11 protein-coding genes are annotated in these 25774 nt (G+C 69.4%); 8 read left to right on the plus strand and 3 right to left on the minus strand.

Going from position 1 to position 25774, the window contains the following annotated elements; all coding sequences use genetic code 11:
* Positions 1-292: 292 nt before the first annotated feature.
* From dnaK to HQ325_RS02710, 4 genes are read left to right on the plus strand one after another with little or no spacing between them, the layout of a single operon-like run.
* Positions 293-2137 (plus strand): molecular chaperone DnaK, encoded by a 1845-nt coding sequence (dnaK, locus tag HQ325_RS02695; protein WP_222626601.1) that lies wholly within the window; start codon positions 293-295, stop codon positions 2135-2137.
* Positions 2134-2742 carry a nucleotide exchange factor GrpE gene (gene grpE, locus HQ325_RS02700; RefSeq protein ID WP_222626602.1) on the plus strand — a complete coding sequence of 203 codons (609 nt, stop codon included), beginning with the start codon at positions 2134-2136 and terminating at the stop codon, positions 2740-2742. Before dnaK ends, grpE begins: the two co-directional genes overlap by 4 nt.
* 43 nt (positions 2743-2785) lie before the next feature.
* Complete coding sequence (gene dnaJ / locus HQ325_RS02705; RefSeq protein ID WP_222626603.1) at positions 2786-3967, plus strand: molecular chaperone DnaJ; 1182 nt, start codon at positions 2786-2788, stop codon at positions 3965-3967.
* Positions 3968-3994: 27 nt separating this feature from the next.
* A complete protein-coding gene (locus HQ325_RS02710; protein ID WP_027506925.1) occupies positions 3995-4417 on the plus strand; it encodes a heat shock protein transcriptional repressor HspR in 423 nt (140 codons plus the stop codon).
* 3 nt (positions 4418-4420) lie between these two features.
* On the opposite strand, the gene HQ325_RS02715 is transcribed toward HQ325_RS02710, so the two are convergent.
* The 3 genes from HQ325_RS02715 to HQ325_RS02725 all read right to left on the minus strand — a co-directional run bounded on the left by HQ325_RS02715 (position 4421) and on the right by HQ325_RS02725 (position 6952).
* Complete coding sequence (locus HQ325_RS02715) at positions 4421-5170, minus strand: FAD-binding oxidoreductase (protein WP_308014231.1); 750 nt, start codon at positions 5168-5170, stop codon at positions 4421-4423.
* 19 nt (positions 5171-5189) lie between these two features.
* Positions 5190-6665: a trehalose-6-phosphate synthase gene (locus HQ325_RS02720; protein WP_027506923.1), complete on the minus strand. Its 1476-nt coding sequence runs from the start codon at positions 6663-6665 to the stop codon at positions 5190-5192.
* 119 nt (positions 6666-6784) lie between these two features.
* Complete coding sequence (locus HQ325_RS02725) at positions 6785-6952, minus strand: hypothetical protein (protein WP_200933864.1); 168 nt, start codon at positions 6950-6952, stop codon at positions 6785-6787.
* Between the two features lie 164 nt (positions 6953-7116).
* On the opposite strand from HQ325_RS02725, the gene HQ325_RS02730 reads away from it, so the two are divergent.
* The 4 genes from HQ325_RS02730 (at position 7117) to HQ325_RS02745 (ending at position 25772) form a co-directional block, all read left to right on the plus strand.
* Positions 7117-7929 carry an alpha/beta fold hydrolase gene (locus HQ325_RS02730; RefSeq protein WP_027506922.1) on the plus strand — a complete coding sequence of 271 codons (813 nt, stop codon included), beginning with the start codon at positions 7117-7119 and terminating at the stop codon, positions 7927-7929.
* 31 nt (positions 7930-7960) lie between these two features.
* Positions 7961-24067, plus strand: a complete 16107-nt coding sequence (locus tag HQ325_RS02735) for a non-ribosomal peptide synthetase (protein ID WP_222626605.1) — start codon at positions 7961-7963, stop codon at positions 24065-24067.
* Between the two features lie 86 nt (positions 24068-24153).
* A complete protein-coding gene (locus tag HQ325_RS02740; RefSeq protein WP_222626606.1) occupies positions 24154-25527 on the plus strand; it encodes a lysine N(6)-hydroxylase/L-ornithine N(5)-oxygenase family protein in 1374 nt (457 codons plus the stop codon).
* The gene (locus HQ325_RS02745; protein ID WP_027506921.1) at positions 25524-25772 is read left to right on the plus strand and encodes an MbtH family protein; all 249 of its coding nucleotides are present in this window, start codon (positions 25524-25526) and stop codon (positions 25770-25772) included. Before HQ325_RS02740 ends, HQ325_RS02745 begins: the two co-directional genes overlap by 4 nt.
* Positions 25773-25774 lie beyond the last annotated feature (2 nt).

Here is a 25774-nt window from a genome sequence, read left to right on the forward strand (position 1 = left end):
CCTGTGGACGCTGAGGCACGGCCGAGTGCAGGTTGTGCCACATTTTCGCGTCGAATCCCGCGGATCCGCAGAAAGCCTCGCGATCGGGTGGGTCCAGACGCGCGGACCACAGCCGGCCGACCACTCCGGGAACAAACGCGCACACCCCTCCGTTGAGCCGTACGACTGCCATTGAGCGTGGGTCACTCAAGTACGACTTGACGGGTGCGGAATCCGACAGGCAGACTTGAGCGCAGTTCGCTCAGGCAGACGCTCGAACGATCACAGCAGCATCTATCAGGAGGTTCTTCACATGGCTCGTGCGGTCGGAATCGACCTCGGGACCACCAACTCGGTCGTGTCCGTCCTGGAGGGCGGCGAACCGGTCGTGGTGGCCAACTCCGAGGGTGCACGCACCACCCCGTCCATTGTCGCGTTCGCCAAGAACGGAGAGGTTCTCGTCGGCCAGTCCGCGAAGAACCAGGCCGTCACGAACGTCGACCGGACCATTCGCTCCGTCAAGCGCCACATCGGCACGGACTGGACCGTCGGCATCGACGACAAGAAGTACACGTCGCAGGAGATCAGCGCGCGCACGCTCATGAAGCTCAAGCGTGACGCCGAGGCGTACCTGGGCGAAGAGATCACCGACGCGGTCATCACGGTGCCCGCGTACTTCGAGGACGCACAGCGTCAGGCCACGAAGGAAGCCGGCCAGATCGCCGGCCTCAACGTCCTGCGCATCGTCAACGAGCCCACCGCCGCCGCTCTGGCGTACGGCCTGGACAAGGGCGAGAAGGAACAGACCATCCTCGTGTTCGACCTCGGTGGCGGCACGTTCGACGTGTCCCTGCTCGAGATCGGCGACGGTGTCGTCGAGGTCCGCGCCACGTCCGGCGACAACCACCTCGGTGGCGACGACTGGGACGAGCGCATCGTCACCTGGCTCGTCGACAAGTTCAAGGCTCAGAACGGCATCGATCTGACCAAGGACAAGATGGCACTCCAGCGCCTGCGTGAGGCTGCGGAGAAGGCCAAGATCGAACTGTCCTCGAGCCAGAGCACGTCCATCAACCTGCCGTACATCACGGTGGACTCGGACAAGAACCCGCTCTTCCTCGACGAGCAGCTCAGCCGTTCCGAGTTCCAGAAGATCACCGCCGACCTGCTCGACCGCACCCGCGCGCCGTTCCAGGCCGTGGTCAAGGACTCGGGCATCGCGGTCAAGGACATCGACCACGTCGTGCTCGTCGGTGGCTCCACCCGTATGCCGGCAGTCTCCGAGCTGGTCAAGGAGCTCTCCGGTGGGCGCGAGCCCAACAAGGGCGTCAACCCGGACGAGGTCGTGGCCGTCGGCGCCGCACTGCAGGCCGGTGTGCTCAAGGGTGAGGTCAAGGACGTTCTGCTCCTCGACGTCACGCCGCTGTCCCTCGGTATCGAGACCAAGGGTGGCGTGATGACCAAGCTCATCGAGCGCAACACCACCATCCCCACCAAGCGGTCCGAGACCTTCACCACGGCGGACGACAATCAGCCGTCGGTGCAGATCCAGGTCTTCCAGGGTGAGCGTGAGATCGCGTCGCACAACAAGCTTCTCGGCTCGTTCGAGCTGACAGAGCTGCCGCCCGCACCGCGCGGTGTTCCCCAGATCGAGGTCACGTTCGACATCGACGCCAACGGCATCGTGCACGTGACGGCGAAGGACAAGGGCACCGGCAAGGAGAACACGATCAAGATCCAGGAGGGCTCCGGCCTCTCCAAGGAGGAGATCGAGCGCATGGTCAAGGACGCCGAGGCTCACGCCGAGGAGGACAAGACCCGTCGCGAGGAGGCCGAGACCCGCAACCAGGCCGAGTCGCTCGTCTACCAGACGGAGAAGTTCGTCAAGGACAACGAGGACAAGGTTCCTGCGGATACCAAGGAGAAGGTCGAGTCGGCCATCGCCGAGGCTCGTACCGCTCTGAACGGCACCGACATCGCCGCCATCAAGGCAGCGGTGGAGAAGCTGAGCACGGAGTCGCAGGCTCTGGGTCAGGCACTGTACGAGTCGGCAGCAGCCGACGGAGCAGGTGCCGACGGCTCCGCCCCGACCGACGGTAGCGACGATGTCGTCGACGCCGAGGTCGTGGACGAGCCGGTCGACACGGACAAGAAGTGAGTGCTGAGGACACCGGGAAGGTAGACGCACCCGACGTCGACCCCGCCGTGGAGGAGTCCCTCGCGGGCTCCGCCACGGCGCCCCAGCCCGGTGACGTGGAGGACGAACCAGAGGTTCTCGAGGCAGCGATGTCCGAGGGCGCCGAGGATTCCGAGGCCGCACCCGAGAAGGACGAGAAGGCTGAGCTCACGGCCGACCTGCAGCGTCTGAGCGCGGAGTTCGCCAATTATCGGCGACGCGTCGCTCGGGACAAGCAGGTGGACATCGACAACGCCAAGGCATCGGTCTTGGCCGAGTTGCTCGGTGTGCTCGACGATCTGGACCGGGCGCGTCAGCACGGCGACCTCGAGAAGGGGCCGCTGAAGTCGGTGGCGGACAAGCTCGAATCCGTCATCACCGCACAGGGCGTCGTCGGTTTCGGCGCCGAGGGCGACGCGTTCGACCCCGCTTTGCACGAGGCTGTGCAGCACGAGGGCGACGGTTCGAATCCTGTGGTCGGCAGTGTCTTCCGCAGGGGTTACACAGCGCGCGATCGAGTGTTGCGCACCGCCATGGTCGCCGTCGTCGACGGTTCAGGCGCCGACGCGGCGTCCGACCAGGCATAGTTCGACCACAACAAAGATGTGATGTGAGAGGAGGAGGCGACCGGTGAGCCAACGGGAGTGGATAGAGAAGGACTTCTACAAGGAGCTGGGCGTCTCCTCCTCCGCGTCGCAGGACGAGATCAAGAAGGCGTACCGCAAGCTCGCGCGCGACAACCATCCGGACTCCAATCCGGGCGACGCGAAGGCGGAGGAGCGTTTCAAGGCGGTCAGCGAGGCCAATGCGGTGCTCGCCGACCCCGCGAAGCGCAAGGAGTACGACGAGGCCCGGTCCCTGTTCGCCAGTGGTGGTTTCGGACGCGGCGGCTTCTCGCCGGGTGGCGGATCCAACTTCGGTGGCGGTGGGACGGCCGGTGGATTCGACGTCGGTGACCTCTTCGGAGGTGCCGGTGGCGGAGCCGATCTCGGTGACCTGTTCGGCGGGCTGTTCAACCGCGGCGCGGCCGGTGGACGTACGCAGGCTGCGTCGTCGCGCCCTCGGCGCGGGAGTGATCTCGCGGCCGAGGTGACACTCGACTTCCGTGATGCGGCGGTGGGAACGTCTGTCCCGCTGTCCATCACGAGCCCGTCATCGTGCACCACCTGCCACGGCAGCGGCGCGAAGCCCGGCACGAGCCCGCGGGTCTGCCCGCGGTGCAACGGGGCCGGTGTGGTCAGCCGCAACCAGGGCGCGTTCGGCTTCAGCGAGCCGTGTGACGACTGCCGGGGTACCGGGTCGATCATCGACGATCCGTGCACCGACTGCCGCGGCACCGGCGTGCAGAACCGCACCCGGTCGGTGACCGTGCGTGTTCCTGCCGGTGTCAGTGACGGGCAACGTGTCCGGGTGGCCGGACGAGGCGAGGCCGGCCTGCGCGGCGCTGCTGCGGGCGATCTGCTGGTGACGGTGCACGTGAAGAGCGATGCCGTGTTCGGCCGCACGGGTGACGATCTCACCCTCACGGTTCCCGTCGCGTACAGCGAGTTGGTACTGGGCACCACGCTGTCGGTGCCGACGCTCGACGGCCGAGTCGGGCTGAAGGTTCCGGCGGGCACGGTCGACGGCCGCACCTTCCGGGTGAAGGGCCGCGGCATTCCCAAGAAGTCGAAGATCGGTGACCTGTTGGTCACGGTGAAAGTGGCCGTGCCGTCCGAGTTGGACGACGCGGCACGCGATGCCCTCGAGGCCTACGCTGCGGCGGAGAAGGCGAGTGGTTTCGATCCCCGCTCCGGGTGGCCCGGAGCCTGACAGTTCTGATGCGAGAGGAGAGATGAGATGACTCGGACGCCGAGCGATCCGCAGGACGCGCGCGACGCGGGCGCGGACCCCGATGCCCGGATCTTCGTCATCTCCGTCGCCGCCGAGCTCGCCGGCATGCACGCCCAGACACTGCGCACCTACGACCGTCTCGGACTGGTGACGCCGTTCCGCACCACCGGCGGTGGGCGACGGTATTCTCCGCGCGACGTCGCGCTGCTCCGCGAGGTGCAGCGTCTCTCGCAGGACGAGGGCGTCAATCTGGCGGGTATCAAGCGCATCATCGAACTCACCAATCAGGTGGAGGCGCTGCAGGCCCGCGTCACCGAGATGGCGACCGAGCTGGCCAAGGTTCACGCCGGGTATCGACGCGATCTCGTTCCGGTGCAACGCAGTAACGCGCTGGTCGTGTGGACGCCGCGCAACCCGAAGCAGACCTGACCCTCACCCCGTGCGGATGTTCTCCGCCGGGGTTCCCGTCGTCACCAGGGCACGCGTCGTGAAGCTCGACATCGCCGGTGATCCGCACACCAGCACGCGCTGCGACAGGTACGGTCCGCGCCGCGCCACCACCTCGCCGACGCGGCCGACGAGGTACTCGTGAGGTGCGAAGCCGGAGTCGGGTGCCGTCTGCAGCCGCACGGCCTCGGCGGCGTCGAAGAACTCGTCGCGGTACGGCGGGTCCACCGGCTCGTCCACCACCGGGATCACCGTGAGCCACGGGGCCGATCGTGCCATCAGGGACAGCATGTCGGCGGCGTAGAGATCGCGGGGGTGTCTGCCTCCCACGTAGAGCCGCACTCGCGGGGGTCGTGGTCGACGTGCCAGGCCCAGCAGCAGGGCGCGCATCGGTGCGAGACCCGTTCCGCCCGACACCATCACGACGTCGTCGTCGGTGTCGTCGACACGGAGGTCGCCCGCCGGGTCGTCGAGAGTCCAGATGTCGCCCTCACGGGTCTCGCGGACGATGCTGCGACTGACCCAGCCTGCCGGTACCTCGCGAATGTGGAACTCGTACTTGCCGTCTCGCGACGGCGGCAGGGCGGGGGAGTACCGACGAGGCAGGTGCGGCGAGGTGGGCACCGTCACGGCGACGGACTGCCCTGCGGCGAACGGAACCAGCTCGCCGACGAGGCGGACGATCAGGAGATCACGGCGCAGCCGATGGCACTGCACCACTTGCGCTTCGACCACGGTCACCGGTCTTCGCGCATCACATCGTCGCCTGACCGATGTCCCGGTTGGAGATCATCTGGTTGGGCTCCTCGTCGCCGGTGCGTCCCAGCGCGGCGAGGAACGACCGCGCCCAGCGATCAACGTCGTGCGCGAGGACCTGGCGCCGCATCGCCCGGATGTGGCGTCGGCCCGATTCCGGCGTCTGCTCGATCGCGGCCATCATCGCGTCCTTGACGCTGTTCAGATCGTGCGGGTTGCACTGGTACGCCTGCCGCAATTCGGCTGCGGCGCCCGTGAACTCGCTGAGCACGAGGGAACCGCCCAGGTCGCTGCGGCACGCCACGTACTCCTTGGCGACGAGGTTCATGCCGTCGCGGATGGGCGTCACCAGCATGACGTCGGCAGCCACGTAGTAGGCGATGAGCTCCTCGCGCGGAATGGGGCGGTGCAGGTAGTGCACCACCGGATGCCCGACGCGGCTGAACTCGCCGTTGATGCGCCCGACCATGCCCTCGATCTCGCCGCGCATCTGCTTGTAGCTCTCGACGCGCTCGCGGCTCGGCGTGGCCAGCTGGATCATCACGACGTCCTCGGGATCCACCCGGCCCTCGGTCAGCAGTTCCAGGAACGCCTCGAGACGGACGTCGATGCCCTTGGTGTAGTCGAGGCGGTCGACGCCCAGCATGATCGTCTTCGGATTGCCCAGCTCTTCGCGCATCTCTCGTGCACGATCGCGCACCGGCTTGCGCCGCGACTTCTCGTCGAGATCGCCCGAGTCGATGGAGATGGGGAAGGCGCCCACGCGCACGGACCGGAAACCCACCTGCACCACACCGAGTTTGGAGCGGACTCCGATGTTGCCGCGCGAGGTCGGCTGGCCGGCGAGACGCCGTGCGAGGTAGAGGAAGTTCTGCGCGCCGCCCGGCAGATGGAAGCCGATGAGATCCGCGCCCAGCAGGCCCTCGACGATCTCGGTGCGCCACGGCATCTGCATGAACAGCTCGACAGGCGGGAACGGGATGTGCAGGAAGAAGCCGATCGTCAGATCGGGGCGCAGCATGCGCAGCATCTTCGGGACCAGCTGGAGTTGGTAGTCCTGGATCCACACGGTGGCGTTCTCGGCGGCCGCCTTGGACGTGGCCTCGGCGAAGCGTCGGTTGACCTCGACGTAGGCGTCCCACCAGCTCCGGTCGTAGACGGGCCGGACGATGACGTCGTGATAGAGCGGCCACAGGGTGGCGTTGGAGAAGCCCTCGTAGTAGTCGGCGACCTCCTGCTGCGAGAGCGGGACGGGCACCAACTCGAGGCCGTCGTCCTCGAACGGGTCGACGTCGACGTCGGGGACACCGGCCCATCCGACCCAGGCGCCGTTGTTGCTCCGCAGGATCGGCTCGAGCGCGGTGACGAGACCACCGGGGCTGCGCTTCCAGACTCGGGAACCGTCGGGCGCCGTGTCGAGGTCGACAGGCAACCTGTTGGCGACGACGACGAAGTCCGAACCTGATGCGGTCACTGCTGATCCTCTGTCTCGACGTCGGGGCGCGCGGTGAGGCCGGCAGCCTGCCGCGACGGTGTCAGCACGTGCTTACCCCACTCGCCGAACGCCAATCGGAGTGCAGGAGCGAGCGGCACTCAGGCGCGGACGGGCGGGTTGATCCCCAGCATGGACAGCAGCATGCGGCACTCGTCGGCGTCCGTCGCGTAGGCGGCGACGACGCGACGCGCCATGCGGGCGGTCTCGTCGGACAGGGTCTCGATCTCTTCGTCGGCGATGTCGGTCTCGGCGGGCTCGGTGGCCATGCGGGTCTCCCTGGGGTCGAACGATGTGGTGGTGCAGCCCGGTGGGGCGCACTCGCGTACCTGAACTCTACGAGTTCGCGCTCGTTCCCGGCAAAACCGGACGCGCACCGTGACCGGTAGCGTCTGCCCCGAACAGCTGTCGTATCGGAAGAAGGACACCCGCCATGCCCATCGGCACCATCAACGGCATCCGCCTCAACTACACCGTGACGGGCAAGGGTCCGCTCGTCGTCATGGTCATGGGGACGGGCAGCCCCGGCCGGGTGTGGCAGCTGCATCAGGTGCCGGCGCTCACGGCCGCGGGATTCCGGGTGTGCACGTTCGACAACCGCGGCATCGCCCCGACCGACGAGTGCGCGGGCGGCATGACGATGGACGATCTGGTCGCCGACACCGCGGCGCTCATCGAGTACCTGCGGTCCGGCCCAGACGAGAAGGCAGCCGTCGTGGGCACGTCGATGGGTGCGCGCGTGGCGCAGGAACTGGCTCTGACCAGGCCCGACCTGGTCTCGCGAGCGATCTTCGCGGCCGGTCACGCCCGGCTCGACGAGTTCCAGAAGGTGCTCGGCGCCGGCGAGCGCGAGCTGGCGGACAGTTCGGCGACGCTGCCGCCTAAGTACGCGGCAGCGGTGACGGCGGCCCTGAACCTCTCTCCCGCGTCGCTCGCCGACCCCGCGAAGGCGCGGGACTGGCTCGACCTGTTCGAGTTCTCCGTGCAGCCGCTGACACCGGGCCAGCGTGCCCAGCTCTCTCTGGACGAGTCGTTCGACCGCCGGTCCGCCTACCGGGACATCACGGTGCCGTGCCTGGCGATGGGCTTCGCCGACGACCGGATGATTCCCGCCTACCTCTCGCGCGAGGTGGCCGACCTGGTTCCGGGCGGTCGCTACGTCGAGATCGCCGACGCGGGGCACTACGGATACCTGGAGAAGCCCGACGAGGTCAATCAGGCGATTCTCACGTTCCTCCGCGAGTAACGCCGGAGGAGCGTTAGGTTAGCCTACGTTCATGTCTCGGGGATCTGTCGTCACCACCGCTGTGCTGCCGTTGACCGCTGCCCAGACGGAGGTCTGGACCGCGCAGCACCTGCTGGGTGACCGCACCGACTTCGTCATCTCGCTGCTCGTCGAGATCACCGGCCCGCTCGACCTCGACCGCGCGTGTGACGTCATCCGGTCGGTCATCGCCGACGCGGACGCGCTGCACGTGAGGTTCGACTTCTCCGGCCCCGAGCCCGTGCAGTACCGCAGTGACGACGAGTGGTCGGTCGGGGTCGTCGACCTACGCGCGGCTGCCGACCCGATGGCCGAGGCGAAGGCCTGGATCGCGGCCGACATCGCGTCGGCGGACACCAGCGGCGCCCGCGACCTGTTCGCGACGGCGCTCCTCCGTCTCGGGGACGAGCACGTGCTCTGGCATCAGCGCTATCACCACGGCATCGTCGACGGCTTCGGCATGTCGATCATCTTCAACGAGGTCCGCGCGCGCTATGCGGATCCCGAGCGGGGAGTCGCACCCGCGGGCAGGCCGGAGTCCGGTCGTCCGACCGTGTCCGCGTGGGCTCTCGAGCCGCTGGTGGTGGCCGATGCGGAGTACCGCGCGTCCGAGGGGTTCCGCCGAGACCGGGACTACTGGCTCGAGCAGATGGCCGACGCCCCCGAGCCGCCGGTGCTGCTGCCCGACGTGCCGGACACCGGATCCGCGGTCACCGAGCGGGTCTCGGCGCCGATCGACCGCCTCGCTTCGCTGTACGCCTTCGCCGAGAGCGAGGACGTCCGACGCACCCGCCTCGCGCCGGCGGTGTGGATCGCGTACCTGTCCGCGGTCACCGGCCGTCACGATCTCGTCGTCTCACTGCCCTCGACCGCCCGCGTGGGCCGTCGTGCGCGGACGACGCCGTTCATGGCGTCGACCATCCTTCCTGTGCGGGTGCGCCTCTCGCCGTCGATGACGGTGGCCGACGTCGCGCGGGAACTGCAGCGGGCGTCGATCGGCGCGGTCCGGCACGGGCGCTTCCGCGGGGAGGACATCGCCCGGGAGCTGCGGGACTCCGGTGACCGCATGGTGCACGGGCCGGGCATCAACGTCCTCATGGTGGAGCACGGAATCGACATCGGCGGCTCGCCGGCGCACATGCACAGCCTCGAGACCGGTCCGGTGCGTGATCTCGACGTCACCGTCACCGGCGGCCGGGACGACGAGCCGCTGGTCTTCGACCTGCGCTCGCGGCCCGGTGCCCACGACGCGCTGATCGGCCACCGGGACCGCTTCGAGTGGGTGCTCGATCAGGTTCTCGCGCAGCCGGATCGGGCGCTGTCCTCCCTGTCGACGATGTCGGAGCCCGATCTCGATCGCCTGCTGCACACCTTCAACGACACTGCGGAACCGTCCGTGTCGACGTCGGTGCCCGCTCTGTTCGCGGCGCAGGTCGCCGCCACCCCCGATGCGGTTGCCGTGGTGCTGGGCGAGCGGACGCTCACGTTCGCCGAGCTCTCGCAGCGGGTGCACCAGCTGGCTCATGCTCTTCTCGACGCGGGCCTGCCCCGTGAGGGTGTCGTGGCCGTGTCGATGCCGCGCTCGATCGAGATGGTCGTGGGAGTGCTGGCCGCGATGGTGGCGGGCGGTGCGTTCGTCCCGCTCGATCCGGACTGGCCGGCGGATCGCCGCGAGCGGGTACAGCGTGATGCGGACACCCGCGTCGTTCTCACCGGTGCGGGCGGCGAGAAGGGCCGGTGGACGGTCGATCTCGACGACTGGCAGTTCGGCGACCTGCCGACGTCCGCGCCGGACGTCGTGGTGCACGGATCGCAGCTCGCCTACGTCATCTTCACCTCCGGCAGTACCGGGACGCCCAAGGGTGCCATGATCCGCCACGAGGCCATCTGTGCCCGCATGGTGTGGCAACGCGATCGGCTGCTCGGTTTCGGACCGGGCGACGCCTCGTTGTTCAAGGCGCCGTTGTCCTTCGACATCTCGGTGAACGAGATCCTGCTCCCGTTGCTGTCGGGTGGCACCCTCGTGATCGCCGAACCGGGGGGCGAGCGGGACGGTCTGTATCTCCTGGATGTCATCTCGCGGCGCCACGTCACCTTCGTCTACCTGGTGTCGTCCATGCTCGACGCGCTGCTGGCCCTCGACACGGACGGATCGTTGTCCGGCCTGCGGCACGTGTGGTGCGGCGGTGAGGTGCTCACTCCGGAGCTGTTCGCGCGCTTCCGCTCTCGACTCGGCACCACGCTGTATCACGGGTACGGGCCCGCGGAGGCCACCATCGGTGTGTCCCATGTGATCTACACGGGCGACGCTCCTCGCATCGCCACGTCGATCGGCCGCCCCAACCCGAACACCCGGCTCTACGTGCTGGATCCGCTGCTGCGCCCGGTGCCGGTCGGCGTCGGCGGAGAGCTCTACGCGGGCGGGTTCCTCCTCGGTCGTGGCTACGTCGGCGCACCGGACATGACCGCGTCGCGTTTCGTGGCCGACCCGTTCGGCCCCGCCGGCGCCCGGCTGTACCGCACCGGCGACCGCGCCCGCTGGGCTGAGGACGGCACCCTCGACTTCCTCGGCCGGGTGGACAACCAGGTCAAGATCCGCGGCATGCGTCTCGAGCTCGAGGAGGTGGAAGCCGCGCTCGGCTCGTGCCCCGGTGTGCGACGCGCCGCCGTCGACGTGCGCCGAACCGGCGCCGGCGCGGCGTTTCTCGCCGCCTGGGTCGTGCCGGACAGTGCGACGCTGACACCCGACGTGCTGCGCACGCACTGTGCTCGTGTCCTCCCCGAGTACATGGTGCCGTCCACCTACGTCGTGGTCGATGCCTTCCCCACCACCGCGAACGGCAAGGTCGACCGGCGCGCTCTGCCCGATCCGGAGCGGGTGCGCGGCGACGCCGTGGCCCCGCGGACCGAGCGGGAGCGCGTGCTGTGCGAGGTGATGGCGTCGGCGCTCGGTGTGAAGAGTGTGGGCGTCACGGACGACTTCTTCGCCCTGGGCGGCGACAGCATCGTAGCGATCACGGTGGTCGCGCAGGCCCGCGAACGGGGGCTGGCGATCGGCCCGCGCGACGTCTTCACCCTGCGTACCGCCGAGGCGATCGCCGGTGCGGCTCCGGCGGAGCTGGTGACCGTCGACGACGATCCCGTCGGCGAGGTGGTGGCCACGCCCATCGTCGCGCGGACACTCGAGCAGGGCGGCATCGGCTCCGCGTTCCACCAGACCGCCTCCGTGGCACTGCCTCCGGGCACCGACCCTGTACTCGTGCGTGCGGCCGTCGAGCTCGTCGTCGCCCACCACCCGGCGCTGCGTGCCGTGTGGAGCGAGGGTCTGAGCGTGCCGGCCGACACCGTGTCCCCCGAGTTCGGCACCGGTTCCGTCGCGGACACCGTGGCTCGTCTCGACCCGACCCGACCGGGTGGCATGGTGGCCGTGTCTCTCGAGGCCGACACGCTCATTCTGTCGGTGCACCATCTCGTCGTCGACGGGGTGTCGTGGCGCATCCTGCTCGGGGATCTACTGACTGCACTGGGTGCGCTGAGCGAGGGCCGCACGCCCACGCTGCCACCGGTCACCACGTCGATCCGCCGCTGGGCCGACCTGGTCGCCGATGCCGCGGACGCCGGCCACTTCGATCACGAACTACCCTGGTGGCGTGAGGTTCTGACGACCTCGAGCGACACTGTCGGTGCTCGCACACTCACCGCGGCCGATCGACTGTCGGCGACGCACACCGTCACCACCCCCGCCGACGTCACGGCGGCTCTGCTGACCGACGTCGCCACCGCCTACCGCACCGGGCCCACCGAGGTGCTCCTCGCAGCACTCGCCCGCACCCTCGCGTCGTGGGACGGGTACTCGCTGCCGTCGGTCGTCGTGGACGTGGAGGGACACGGCCGTGACGTCGAGGTCGTCGAGGCCCCCGCTGTCGATCTGACGCGCACCGTCGGGTGGTTCACGACCGTCCGTCCCGTCGCGCTGCCGACCGGTCCGGGCTCGGACGCCGATGTCCTGCTGCAGATCCGCGACTCGCTGCGCTCGGCACCCGCGTCGGGCGTCGGATACGGCGCATTGCGGTACCTGCGCCTCGAGCCCGCCCTGGCGGAGGCCGCGGCGCCGAGCGTCCTGTTCAACTACCTCGGCCGTAGTGCAGAGGCTGGGGTGTCCGTCATCGGCGGCTCCGATCCTGATCAGCCTGCGGCGCACGCGCTGACGATCGACGTGATCGAGACCGGGGGAGAGCTCGTCTCGACCTTGCGCTGGGTGCCCGGTGTGGTGGACGACAGCATCGTGGATGCGTGGACCGCCGCACTCGACCGCGTCGCCGGATCTGCGTCGAGCGCTCGCCGCACCCTCGCCGACTTCCCGCTCGCTGCTCTCGGCGCGGACGACGTCGCGGCGCTCCCGGACGACGTCGAGGACGTCCTGCCCCTCACCGCGGTGCAGGACGGCATCTACTTCCACAGCACCTTCGGGGACGCGGACCCGTACGTCGTGGGGCAGGTGGTCGAGATCAGTGGCCCGGTCGACAGTGCCGTGCTCCGCACCGCGCTCGAGCACGTGGTGGCTCGACACGCGTCGCTGCGCACCAGCTTCCGACCCCTCGCCGACGGGCGCGTGGTCCAGGTGGTGCACCGCACCGTCGATGTCCCGTTCACCGTGTCCGACGGCACCGTCGACGAGGTGCTGGCCGAGCACGCCGGTGCCGGCATGGATCTGGGCACCGCGCCGCTGGTGCGCTACACCCTCGTCCGCCACGACGAGACCCGCTCGTCCCTCGTGCAGTCGATCCACCACATCGTCGCGGACGGATGGTCGATCCCGATCATGCTGCGCGAGATGCTCGCTCACTACGGGGACACTCCGGCTCTTCCCGCGGTCACCGCGCCCGCGGCGTGGGTCCGCCACCTCGCCGAGCGCGACATCGACGCGTCGGCGCGGGTCTGGGGAGCGGCACTCGAGGGTGTCCGCGAGTCGGTACCGGTCCCGGCGTTCGGCGCCGCCGGCAGTGGTACCGCATCCGTGCGGGTCGACCTCTCCTCCGACGTCACCGCCGTGGTGTCGGGACGTGCGCGCGATGCCGCGGTGACGCAGGGTTCCCTGCTGCACGGAGCCTGGGGTCTCGCGCTCGCACGCGCCACCGGTCGACGCGACGTCGTGTTCGGGTCGACGGTGTCCGGACGGTCGGCACCGGTCGCCGGTATCGAGTCCATGGTGGGGCTCTTCATCGACACCATCCCGGCACGATGGAGACTGCGAGCGGACGACACCGTCGCCTCCGCGGTACAGCGCTGGCAGCAGGAACAGGCCGATCTGCTCGATCACCACCATGTAGGCGTGCCGACACTGCGTCGTGTCGCGGGCGTGGACTCGTTGTTCGACTCGCTGGTCGTGGTCGAGAACTACCCGTTGGGCGACACCGCCATCGCCGATCCGTCCGGCACCATCGCGTTGACGGGTATTCGGGTCGAGGAGAACTCGCCGTACCCGTTGACGCTCATGGTGATTCCCGGCGATCGGTTGACTCTGGAGCTGAAGTACGACGCGGCGCTGGTCTCGGCAGCGACGGCGCAGTCGATGCTGGACACCGTCGTCGCCGTCGCGACCGCACCGGCCGACACCCTGGTGTCCGCCGTGATGCCGACGGACCGTCCGGCGGTCGTCGACGCGCCCTCGTCCGACAGTTCGACCACCCTGGTGGATCTCCTCGAGGTGCAGCGCCGGACCACCCCGAACGGCGTCGCCCTCGTCCACGGCGAGGAGTCCCTCACCTACGCCGAGCTGCACTTGCGCGCCGAGCGGGTCGCCGCCGGTCTTCGCGAGCGTGGCGCCGGTCCGGGATCGGTGGTGGCGGTGGCACTTCCGCGCTCGATCGATCTGGTGGTCGCACTGCTCGCGGTCGTCCGGTCGGGCGCGGCGTACCTGCCGCTCGATCCGGGGTACCCGGCCGAGCGTCTGGCCTTCATGATCGAGGACGCGCATCCCGCCGCGGTGATCGACGGCGATCTCGCACCGTTCGAGGCCGAGCCGACGGCAGCACCCGGGCCCGCCCCAGCCGACGCCGCGTACGTCATCTACACCTCGGGATCGACCGGCCGTCCCAAGGGAGTGGTGGTGCCGCACAGCGCCATCGTGCCCCGCCTCGAGTGGATGCGCGATCACACTCCGCTCGCCGTGGGCACCCGAGTGCTGCAGAAGACGCCCTCCAGTTTCGACGTCTCGGTCAGCGAGTTCTTCGGACCGCTGGTGTCCGGAGCGACGCTCGTGCTCGCGGACCCGGATGCGCACCGCGACACCGCCCGTCTCGTCGAGGTGATCCGCGCGCAGCAGATCACCTGGGTGCACTTCGTCCCCTCGATGCTCGACGCGTTCCTCACCGATCCGGACGTCGCGACGTGCACGTCGCTGCGCGTGATCGTCTGCAGCGGTGAGGCACTGTCCGCAGAGTCCGCGCGCCGCGTCGGCGAGCTGCTTCCACACGTGCGCCTGGACAACCTCTACGGCCCGACCGAGGCGGCCGTCGACGTCACCGCCGCGCAGGGCGTGCAGAACCACCCCGGCGACGCGGTGCCCATCGGATCTGCGCTGCCCGCCGTCGGGTTCCGCGTACTCGACGGGTGGCTGTCGCCGGTGGGACCGGACGTGCCGGGCGAGCTGTACCTGGCGGGTCCGCAGCTGGCGCGCGGGTATCTTCGCCGCCCCGGTCTCACCTCCACCAGGTTCGTCGCCGCGCCGGACGGGGAGAGGCTCTACCGCACCGGCGACATCGTGCGGTGGCGCGACGGGGCGCTGGACTACCTCGGTCGCGCCGACACCCAGGTCAAAGTGCGGGGCTTCCGTATCGAGCTCGGTGAGATCGACGCGGCGCTGCGCTCGCATCCGTCCGTCGACCGGGCCGCCACGGTGGTGCGCACCGACCGCGGGACCGCGCAGATCGCCGCGTTCGTGGTGGGGTCGGTGGACGGGGCCGCACTCCGGTCGTACCTGGCCGACCGTCTGCCCGGGCACATGGTGCCGACGACGCTGTCCGTGGTGGCTGATCTGCCGACCGGCCCCAGCGGCAAGCTCGACCGGGCAGCGCTGCTGGCCGCCGTTCGCGCGGACACTCCCACCACCACGGAGACGGGGTCGGGTCCGGTCGCGCTGCTGTGCACCCACTTCCACACCGTTCTCGGTGGAGCGGCGGTCGGTGAGGACGACGACTTCTTCGCCCGCGGCGGCGACAGCATCCTGGCCATCCGGCTCGTGAACCTGGCGCGGGGCAGCGGTCTCGAGATCAGCGCCCGCGACGTCTTCGAGAAGCGCACTCCGCGTGCGCTCGCGGAGGTCGCACGGGTCGAGACTCCGCAGGCCGCCACGGTCGCGGAGTCCGGTGTCGGGGAGGTGCGCCCGCTCCCCGTGGTGCACCGACTGTCCGAGTGGTCCGGTAGCACCGATCGCTTCAACCAGTCACTGCTGCTGGTGGTTCCGGCTCCGGTCGAGGAGACCACGCCGCAGCGCGCCGTCGATGCGCTGGTCCAACATCACGACAGCCTGCGCCTCGTCCTGACCCGTCACCTCCGCGGTGTCTGGACCACCGCGGTGCGCCCCGAGGCCCCGGTCACCGTGCACCGCGTCCACGCGGTCGATCTCGACGAGTCTGCGTTCGCCGACCTCGTCGCGCGCGAATCCGATGCCGCCACCGACCGTCTGGCTCCCGAGGCCGGCGCCGTGCTCGAGGTCGTGTGGTTCGACCGTGGCTCCGAGCCCGGCCGGCTGCTGCTCGTCGCGCATCACCTCGTCGTCGACGGGGTCTCGTGGGGCATCCTCGTCGAGGACCTCGCACTGGCGTGGATCGCCCACGACAGCGGCCAGACCCCGACGTTGGACCGCGTGCGGACCTCACTGCGGGAGTACGGGCGCCTGCTCGACGAGAGTGCCCACAGCCCCGCTCGTCTCGCGGAACTGGACCACTGGACCGCCGTCACCGCGCCGGGCGGCGCGCTCATCACCGGCCGACCTCCGGTCTCCCCGCAGACACCGAGAGACACCGACCACGCCGTGGTCGGTCAGGGCGACGTCCGCACCGTCGACGTGTCGTCCGAGGTCACCGCCGAGGTGCTCGGCAGTGTGCCCTCTCTCGTGCGCGGCGATGTCACCGACGTCGTCGCGGCAGCGCTCCGGCTCGCCCTCACCCGGTGGTCCGTCGACCACGATGTCCTCGTCGACCTCGAGCGCCACGGTCGGTCGGATGCGGCGGATCTCTCGCGCACCACGGGGTGGTTCACGTCCATCGCTCCGGTCCGGCTGCGGCCGGGAACCGATCCCGTCACGGTGCTCGCGGAGACGAAGGAGGCGCTGCGTGCGGCGCCCGACGGTGGTCTCGGATACGGGCTCCTGCGCTACGGGAACGCTCGCACCGCAGCCCTTCTCGCACGCGGTGAGCAGTCGCAGATCCTGCTGAACTACCTGGGCCGCGTGCCGGCCGCCGGGTCGGCCCCGTTCGACAGGGCTCCGGAGACCGTGCGTACGGATCCCGATGCCGACATGGGCGGTCCCTACCGTCTGGTGATCAACGCGCACGTGACGGACGGTGCACAGCCGACTCTCTCGGCCCAGTTCGCCTGGTCGTCCGCGCACCTGTCGCCCGAGGCGGTCACCTCGCTCACCGACGAGTTCCGCACGGCGCTCGGAGATCTCGCGGAGGCCGCCCGCACACACGATGGACCGCCGATCCTCACGCCGTCGGACGTCCCCCTCGTCGACGTCACTGCCGACGAGCTGACGGCGTTGACCGCACAGGGATCCGTCGAGACCGTGTGGCCGTTGACTCCTCTGCAGGAGGGGCTGGTCTTCGAGAGCCTGTCCGCGGGGGAGCGTGACAACTACACGGCGCAGTTCGCGCTGGACTTCGATCACCGCCTCGATCTCGAGCGGCTGCGCATCGCCCTCGCCGGGCTGCAGCGCCGCCACCCACAGCTGCGCGCAGGGTTCACGCAAACGGCCGCCGGTGTGCCGGTGCAGGTCGTGTCGTCGTCGTGCGAGGTGCCCGTGCGCGAGGCACACGCCGGAGACGACGACGAGGCCGAGCGGTGGATGCAGGAGGACCGCGACACCCCGTTCGACCTGTCGACGCCGCCGCTGTGGCGGGTGCTCGTCCTGCACCTCGACGGTGGGCGCGACCGACTGGTGATCAACCGACAGTTCCTCGTCTGGGACGGCTGGTCCAACGGTGTGATGGTGGCAGAGTTGCTCGCCCGCTACGAGAATCCGGGGCTGCCCGCGCCGGCGGACACCGCGTTCGAGCGGTACCTGACGTGGCTCGCGGAACGCGACCGCGTCGCGGCCCGCACCGCGTGGGCGACGGCGATGGCCGGTCTCGACGAGCCGACGCTGGTGGCGCACCGCGCCGCGCCGCCGGTCGGTGTCCCGTTGCGTCGACGCGACGAGCTCGATGCGTCGACGACGGCCGCGCTCGGCGCCGCGACCCGTCAGCGCGGTGTCACGCTCAACGCCGTGGTCACGGCCGCTCTGGCACTGGCGATCTCGTCGGCCACCGGCCGCACCGACGTGGTCTTCGGCATCACGGTCGCGGGCCGACCGCCCGAGGTCGAGGCACTCGACACCGCACCAGGGATGTTCCTGTCGACGGTGCCCGTCCGTACCGTGCTCGATCCCCGCGAGAACGTCGACGCCCTGGTCCGCCGTGTCCAGGGCGACCGCGTGGAGGCGATGGAGTTCGATCACCTCGGTCTCGCCGAGATCATCGAGGTGTCGCCGCACCGCACTCTGTTCGACACGCTATGCGTGGTGCAGAACTTCGTCTCCGAGGACTCGGCGGCGTCCCTGAACGAGGCGCACGGTGTCGCCGGCACCGACAGCATCGACCACACGAACTATCCGCTCACCGTGGTCGTCACGCCCGGTGCTCGGATCGCCGTGACGGTCGAGTACCGGCCGGAGGCGATCGACGTCGAGCGGGTCGACCTGATCGCGGACGAGTTCACCCGCCTGGTGGGGGCATTCGCGACCGAGGGGTCGCGCTCGGTTCTGCCGGCGCTGCCACGCCTCGACCGACACGTCGACGAGGTTCCCGATCTCACCGTGACCGAGATGCTGCTCCGCACAGCGCAGAAGAATCCCGACGCGATCGCACTCGTCGCCGGGTCCGAGCACCTCACCTACGCCGGGTTGGCCGGCCGGGTGGAAGGTCTGGCGCGCGTCCTGCTGGGCCGCGGTGCGGGACCGGAGACCGTGGTCGCTCTCGCGTTGCCTCGCAGTCTCGACATGGTGGTCGCGCTGTTCGCCGTGTTGCGCACCGGCGCGGCCTATCTGCCCCTCGAACTCGATCATCCCGATGCCCGCATCCACGCACTGCTCGACGACGCTCGTCCGCTGTGCACCCTCACCACGGAGGCGGTCGTTCGCCGACTGAGCGGACGCGACGGCATCGTCGTGCTCGAACCACTCGACGACGAGTCACCGCTCACCGCAGCCGAACTGGGGGCGTTCGCGCCCGGAACGCCGCACCGGCTCGATCACCCGGCCTACGTCATCTACACGTCCGGGTCGACCGGGACGCCCAAGGGCGTCGTCACGCCGTACCGCGGACTGACGAACATGCAGCTGAACCACCAGGCTGCGATCTTCGACCCGGTCGTGGCTTCTGCAGGACGCGCGCTCCGTATCGCGCACACGGTGTCGTTCGCGTTCGACATGTCCTGGGAGGAGCTGTTGTGGCTCGTCGAGGGTCACGAGGTGCACGTCGCCGACGAGGTGCTGCGCCGCGACGCCGATGCCCTGGTCCGCTACATCGACGAGGAGCGCATCGACGTCATCAACGTGACCCCCACGTACGCTTCCCTTCTCCTCGAGACTGGTCTGCTCGACGGGCATCGACCGTCGCTCGTCCTGCTGGGCGGTGAAGCCGTCGGCGACGACGTGTGGTCCGCACTGCGATCCACCGACGGCGTGCTCGGCTACAACCTGTACGGCCCCACCGAGTACACGATCAACACCCTCGGCGCGGGTACCGACGAGAGCGAGACGCCGACGGTCGGGTTGCCGATCCGCGCCACCGAGGCGCACGTGTTGGACGGCTGGCTGCGGCCCGTACCGGACGGCGTGGCCGGCGAGTTGTACATCGCCGGAGCCGGACTCGCCCGTGGCTACGCGGGACGGTTCGGCCTCACGGCGGACCGCTTCGTCGCCGACCCCTTCGGGACGGGGGAGCGCGCGTACCGCACGGGTGACCTCGTGCGTCGCCGCGTCGGAACGGGACTGATCGACTACCTCGGCCGCACCGACGATCAGGTCAAGATCCGCGGTCACCGGGTGGAACTCGGTGAGGTCGCCTCGGTCGTGTCGTCGGTGGCCGGCGTCCGCCGCGCCGCGGTCGTCACCTCGACGGGGCCGGGCGGGCTGGCCCGGTTGATCGCCTACGTCGACACCGACGCGGATGCCGAATCGGTACGGGCGGCCTGTGCCGTGGTTCTGCCGGACTACATGGTGCCTACCGTCGTGCTCGTGTCCACCTTCCCGATGACCGTCAACGGCAAGCTCGACGTCGCCGCACTGCCGGCGCCGGACGACAGCGTCGTCGACGCCGTGCCGCCGCGGACCGAGGTCGAACGTGTGCTGTGCAGCGTGTTCGACGACGTGCTCGGCCGCAGCGGCACCGGGATTCACGACGACTTCTTCGATCTCGGTGGGCATTCACTGCTGGCCACTCGCGTCGTCGGCCGTGCACGGACGGCGCTCGACACCGAGCTGAGTGTGCGTGATCTGTTCGCCGCGCCGACCGTGGCGGGTCTCGCTGCACTCGTCGGAGCGCGAGGTGACGACGCGCGGCCGGCTCTGCATCGGTACGACCGACCGGATGTCGTGCCCATGTCGGCTGCGCAGCAACGGCTCTGGCTGCTGCACCAGCTGGATCCGGACTCGGCCGCCTACAACTTCCCGATCGTGCTGCCGCTCCCCGAGCAGCTGGACGAGGATGCGTTCCGGCTCGCTCTCGCCGACGTCGTCGAACGGCACGAGTCGCTCCGCACCGTCTTCGGCGAAGCGGACGGCGTTCTGGCGCAGCATGTCCTGGCGACAGCGTCACCGGAGTTGCTCGTTCACGAATCCGATGCCGCCGCCGTGGTCGCCGAGATGACGGCGCGGCCGTTCGATCTGCGCCGGGAGATCCCGATCCGTGCGGCGCTGATCCGGAACGAGGACACCTCGTGCGTCGTCGTGCTCGTCCTGCACCACATCACGACCGACGAGTGGTCGGACCGGCCACTGTTGGCCGACCTGATGGCGGCCTACGCCGCGCGACTGTCCGGTGACACGGATGCCCGTCCTCCGCTGCCCGTGCAGTACGCGGACTACACGCTGTGGCAGGCCGACCTGCTCGGCGATGCCGCAGATCCGGAGTCGCTCGCGGGGCGTCAGCTCGCCTACTGGCAGTCCGCCCTGGCCGGCGCTCCCGACGAGATCGAACTCGCGACCGACCGGCCGCGTCCGCCGCGGCCGAGTCATCGCGGATCGGTGGTGCGTCGCACCGTCGATCCCGAGACCGTGCGAGCCCTGCGGACACTCGCGCGGAGTCTCGACGCGAGTGTCTTCATGACCCTGCACGCGGCGTCTGCGGTGCTGCTGCACCGGATCACCGGGTCCGACGACATCGTGCTCGGCGCCCCGGTGGCCGGGCGCGGTGAGGAGGGGCTCGACCAGCTCGTCGGCTTCTTCGTCAACACGCTGGTTCTGCGCACCACGGTCGACGGCCGCTCCACGCTGCAGCGGGCGGTGGAGGAGGCGCGCAACGTCGACCTCGAGGCCTTCGCGTATGCGGATGTGCCGTTCGACGCGGTGGTCGCGCGGGTCGCTCCTGAGCGCAGCATGTCGCGGAACCCGTTGTTCCAGGTCATGATCAGCCATCACACCGGTCCGCTCGGCGACGGTGACGCGGCGCTGATGACGCCGGCGAAGTTCGACTTGGTGTTCAATTACACCGAGGATCTCACCTCCGACCGCCTGGTGCTCGAGCTCGAGTACGCCGAGGATCTGTTCGACGCGTCGACTGCCGAGGCCATCACGGCACGTCAGCTCGCGGTGCTCGACGCACTGGCGACCGATGCCGGGGCGGTGGTCGACGACGTCGACATCTTCCTGCCCACCGAGCGCGACGACGTCGTCCGGCGCTTCAACGACACCGCGCGTGCGGTGCCCGAGGAGTCGCTGTTCGAGTCGTATCTGCGGTGGGTCGAGACCACTCCGAAGGCGATCGCGGTGGTGGACGAGACCACGACGTGGACCTACGCGGATCTGCACGAGCACGTCCTCGACATCGCCGCGGAGTTGCAGCGTCGCGGCGTCGGCCCCGAGGGAGTCGTTGCCGTCGCGGTGCCCCGGTCGGTGTGGACCATCGCGGCGACCATGGCGGTGCTCGCGGTGGGCGCGGCGTACCTCCCGCTCGACCTGAAGCATCCTGCGGACCGGCTCGAGTACATGGTCACCGATTCGGGTGCGACCCTCGCGCTGACGTCGGCTGCGGCTACCGCGCAGGTGCCGTCCGCGGCCGAACACGTCCTCGTGGAGGACATCCCGCTGTCGATCGGTGTCGAGCTCGCGCGACCGGCCTCGCTCGAACTCGCGGCGTACGTCATCTATACGTCCGGTTCGACCGGCCGCCCCAAGGGTGTCGTGGTGCCGCACGAGGGCATCTCGTCACTCGTGGCCACGGCGGAGGACCGCATGCGGCTCACCACCGGATCGGTGGTCCTGCAGTTCGCGTCCGTCGGCTTCGACGTCGCGGTCTTCGAACTCGCCATGGCCCTGTGCACGGGATCGCGACTGGTGATCGTGCCCGACGACGCGCGTGTGGCCGGTCCCGAGCTCACCGACTTCTGCGCCGAGCACGGGGTGACCCACGCGATCATCCCGCCGTCGCTCATGGCGGCGCTTCCGCCGGGATGCGCACTACCCGAGGGGTGCACCGTGCTCGTCGGTACCGAGACGGTGCCGCCCGCGGTGATCTCCGCCTGGTCCGAGCATCTGAACCTGCTCGCGGCGTACGGACTGACCGAGGCGACGGTCAACAACACTCTGTGGCAGGCCCGTCCGGGCTGGACGTCGTCCGTGCCCATCGGCGTGCCCGACCCCAACGAGCGCGCGTACGTGCTCGACGATCGGCTGCGGCCCGTCCCCGTCGGGGTGTCGGGGGAGCTGTACATCGCCGGCCGCGGGTTGGCACGCGGCTACCTCGGGCAGCCGGGGCTCAGTGCCCACCGCTTCGTGCCCGATGTCGCCGCTCCCGGCGGCAGGATGTACCGCACCGGCGACCGGGCACGCTGGCGTGCCGACGGCAATCTCGACTTCCTCGGCCGCGTCGACGATCAGATCAAGGTGCGGGGGTTCCGGATCGAGCCGGGCGAGATCATGGCCGCGATGGCGTCGTTCGACGGTGTCGACCAGACCGCCGTCGTCGTGCACGAGTCGTCCGGGGTGAGCCGACTCGTCGGATACGTCACCGGGCGTGACGATCTCACGGGCGACGCGGTGCGGACGCACGCGGCGACGGTGCTGCCGGACTACATGGTGCCCACTCTCGTCGTGGTGGTCGACGGGACGTTGCCGTTGACACCCAACGGCAAGTTGGACCGAGCGGCGTTGCCGCGGCCGAAGTGGTCGTCGGTGGTCGGGGGTCGCGCTCCCACCACGGACGTCGAGCGTGCACTGGTGCGCAGTGCCGCAGCGGTTCTGGGCCTGGACGAGCTGGGAACGGACGACGACTTCTTCGCTCTAGGCGGTCATTCGATGGCCGCGATGCAGTGGGTGTCGGCCGTCCGCGCCGAACTCGACGTCGACATCTCGGTGCGCGACGTGTTCGAGGCGTCGACCGTCCGCGCCTTGGCGGAGCGACTCGCCGATCGCGGTGGACACGAGGGACCGCACCTGACCGCGCACGCGGACAGGCCGGATGTCGTGCCGCTGAGTCCGATGCAGCAGACCAGGCTGCAGAACGGGCACGTGGTGCAGGCCGACCACGCACTGGTTCTCGAACTGCCCGACGTGGACACCGCGGTGCTCGCCGCCGCGGTCGGCGATGTCGCAGAGCGGCACGAACCGCTGCACTCGGTTCTGGTGCCGGGCGAGGGGTCCGCCCTCGGCGACCCGGTGGCGCTCGAGACCGTCGACGTCGGGGCGGACGACATCCGCCGCCGCGCCTACGAGATCGCACAGGAACCCCTGGATCTCACGCAGCGACCGGGTCTGCGAATCATGCTGCTACAGAACGATTCCAGGGAAAGAATAGTTCTCCTGGTCATGCACTACTGGGCCGTCGACGAGTGGTCGGTGGTCCCGTTGCTCACCGATCTGATGCACGCTGCGCAGGCGCGTTCCGGGGCCGAGGCGCCGGAGTTCACGCCGCTGCCGCTGCGGTACAGCGACGTCGCTCGCTGGTCCGTCGCCCGACGGGACGCCGACGACTCGGCGATCACGTCGTGGCGCGAGACCCTGGACGGTGTGCCGAGTCGAGTGAGTCTTCCGATCGCACTGGGTGAGTGCGGATCCGACGCCGTCGCGATCGAGATCGGTGTCGACGTGGTGCGAGCACTACGCAGCATCGAGGGTGCGGGTCTCGTGTCGGTTCTGCACGCCGCCTTCGCGCTCGCTCTCACCGACCTCGGTGCGGGTGAGGACCTGGCGCTCGCCACGATGGTCGCCGGCCGCGACGACGAGAGCACGCACGCCATGGTGGGTGCGTTCGCCGACGTCGTGCCGATCCGCACGCGAACAGGATCCGATCTGGCGACGGTGGCTCGTCGGGTGCAGGCGGAGACCGTCGCGGCGCTGAGCCGTTCCGGTCCTTCCTATGTCGACATCGTCGAGGGCGCCGGCGTGCCAGAGATGCACCGTCCGCAGTTCCTGGTGGTGCACCACCACGTCGCAGACCTCGGCGACGCGGGTGCGGCACTCCTGCCGGTGCCCGTCGGGCGACCGTGGGCCGACCTGACGCTGAGTGTGCACGAGAGCGAATCGGACCACGACGCTGCACTTTTCGCGCAGCTGCAGTTCGCTGCGGGTGCCGATCGCGGGGCGATCGGTCGGTTCGTGGAACGGCTCACTCTGCACCTGCGATCGGTCGTCGAGGGCTAGTGGACCAGCAAAGGCTAGGCTAAGCTGACCTACGGTCCCGACGTCCACGCGACGATCCGATCCGGGACGGAACGGGTGGGAGAAGCATGAGCAGTCCAGAAGTACTCGACGTCGTGGGTGTCGGTTTCGGACCTGCGAATCTCGCGCTGGCGATCGCGATCGAGGAACACAACGAGACGTGCGCGGAGCACGAGCGCGTCCGGGCGGTGTTCGTGGAACGTCAGGAGAGCTTCGGGTGGCATCCCGGCATGCTGCTCGACGGCGCGACCATGCAGATCGCGTTCCCGAAGGATCTGGTCACGTTCCGCAATCCGCGGAGCGGTTTCACCTTCTTCAACTACCTGTACGAGCGCGACCGGCTCGTGGACTTCGTCAATCACCAGACGTTCTTCCCGACGCGGCACGAGTTCCACGACTACCTGTCCTGGGCTGCCGACCGGGTCGACGCCGACGTCCGCTTCGGCACGTCCGTCGCGGACATCACGCAGGACGGCGACGTCCTGACCGTCCGGTGCGACGACGGCACAGTCGTGCGCACCCGCAACGTCTCCGTCGGCGCCGGGTTGACCCAGCGGGTCCCCGAGTGGGCATCGCTGTCCGCACGGTGCTTCCACAACCACGACTTCCTGCCACGTATGGCCGAGCTGCCGAAGCCGACCCACGGACGGTTCGTGGTGCTGGGCGCAGGCCAGTCAGCGGCCGAGGTGGTGCAGTACCTGCACGGTCACTACCCGCACGCCGAGGTGCACAGTGTCTTCGCGCGATACGGCTACAGCCCCGCCGACGACAGTCCCTACGCCAACCGCATCTTCGATCCGTCCGCGGTCGACGAACTGCACCGGGCACCGGCCCTCGAGCGGGAGCGGCTCATCGCGCTGCACCGCAGCACCAACTACTCGGTCGTCGACATCGAACTGATCGAGGAGCTCTACCGCGCGGAGTACGCGGAGCGTGTCAGCGGGCACCGCCGGCTGTTCATGCGCCGCGCGTCCACCATCGACGGCGTGGTCGAGACGGCCGACGGCATCGAGGTGACCATTCGGGACAGCATCGACGGCATTGCCGACACCCTCGACTGCGACGCTCTCGTGCTCGCGACCGGCTTCCGGCCTGCGCCCCTGCGCCCGCTCCTCGGCGAGCTGGCGCCCGAGGACGGCGGCCCCCGCGTCGTGACACGCGACTATCGCCTGCTGGCGACGTCGGAGGCCGACACCGCCGATGCACCCGGTGTCTACCTGCAGGGCGGCACCGAGACCACGCACGGCATCACGTCGTCGTTGCTCTCGAATGTGGCGATCAGATCCGGAGAAATCCTGAACTCGATCGTTGCGAGGCGTGCCGGTGCCGCGGTCCTTGCTAGGGTCGACACCGGTTCCACAGGCGCGACGACCCGCGCCGAGACCGACAAGGCCCGCCGGGAACGCCCGGCATCGACGTTTGCAGTGAGCGAGGCAAGATGAGCACCAACCCGTTCGACGACGAAGACGGACGCTTCTACGTGTTGGTCAACGACGAGGATCAGCACTCGTTGTGGCCCACCTTCGCCGAGGTGCCCCAGGGATGGCGCGTCGTGTTCGGCGAGGAGAGCCGGGCAGCGTGCCTGGAGTACGTCGAGAAGAACTGGACCGACATGCGTCCCCGCAGTCTCCGCGAGGCCATGGAAGAGGACGCCGCCGGTCGTCACCGCGTCGAGAACCCCTCCTGATC

This window comes from Rhodococcus sp. BP-349, from assembly GCF_019835845.1.
GTDB lineage: Bacteria > Actinomycetota > Actinomycetes > Mycobacteriales > Mycobacteriaceae > Rhodococcoides.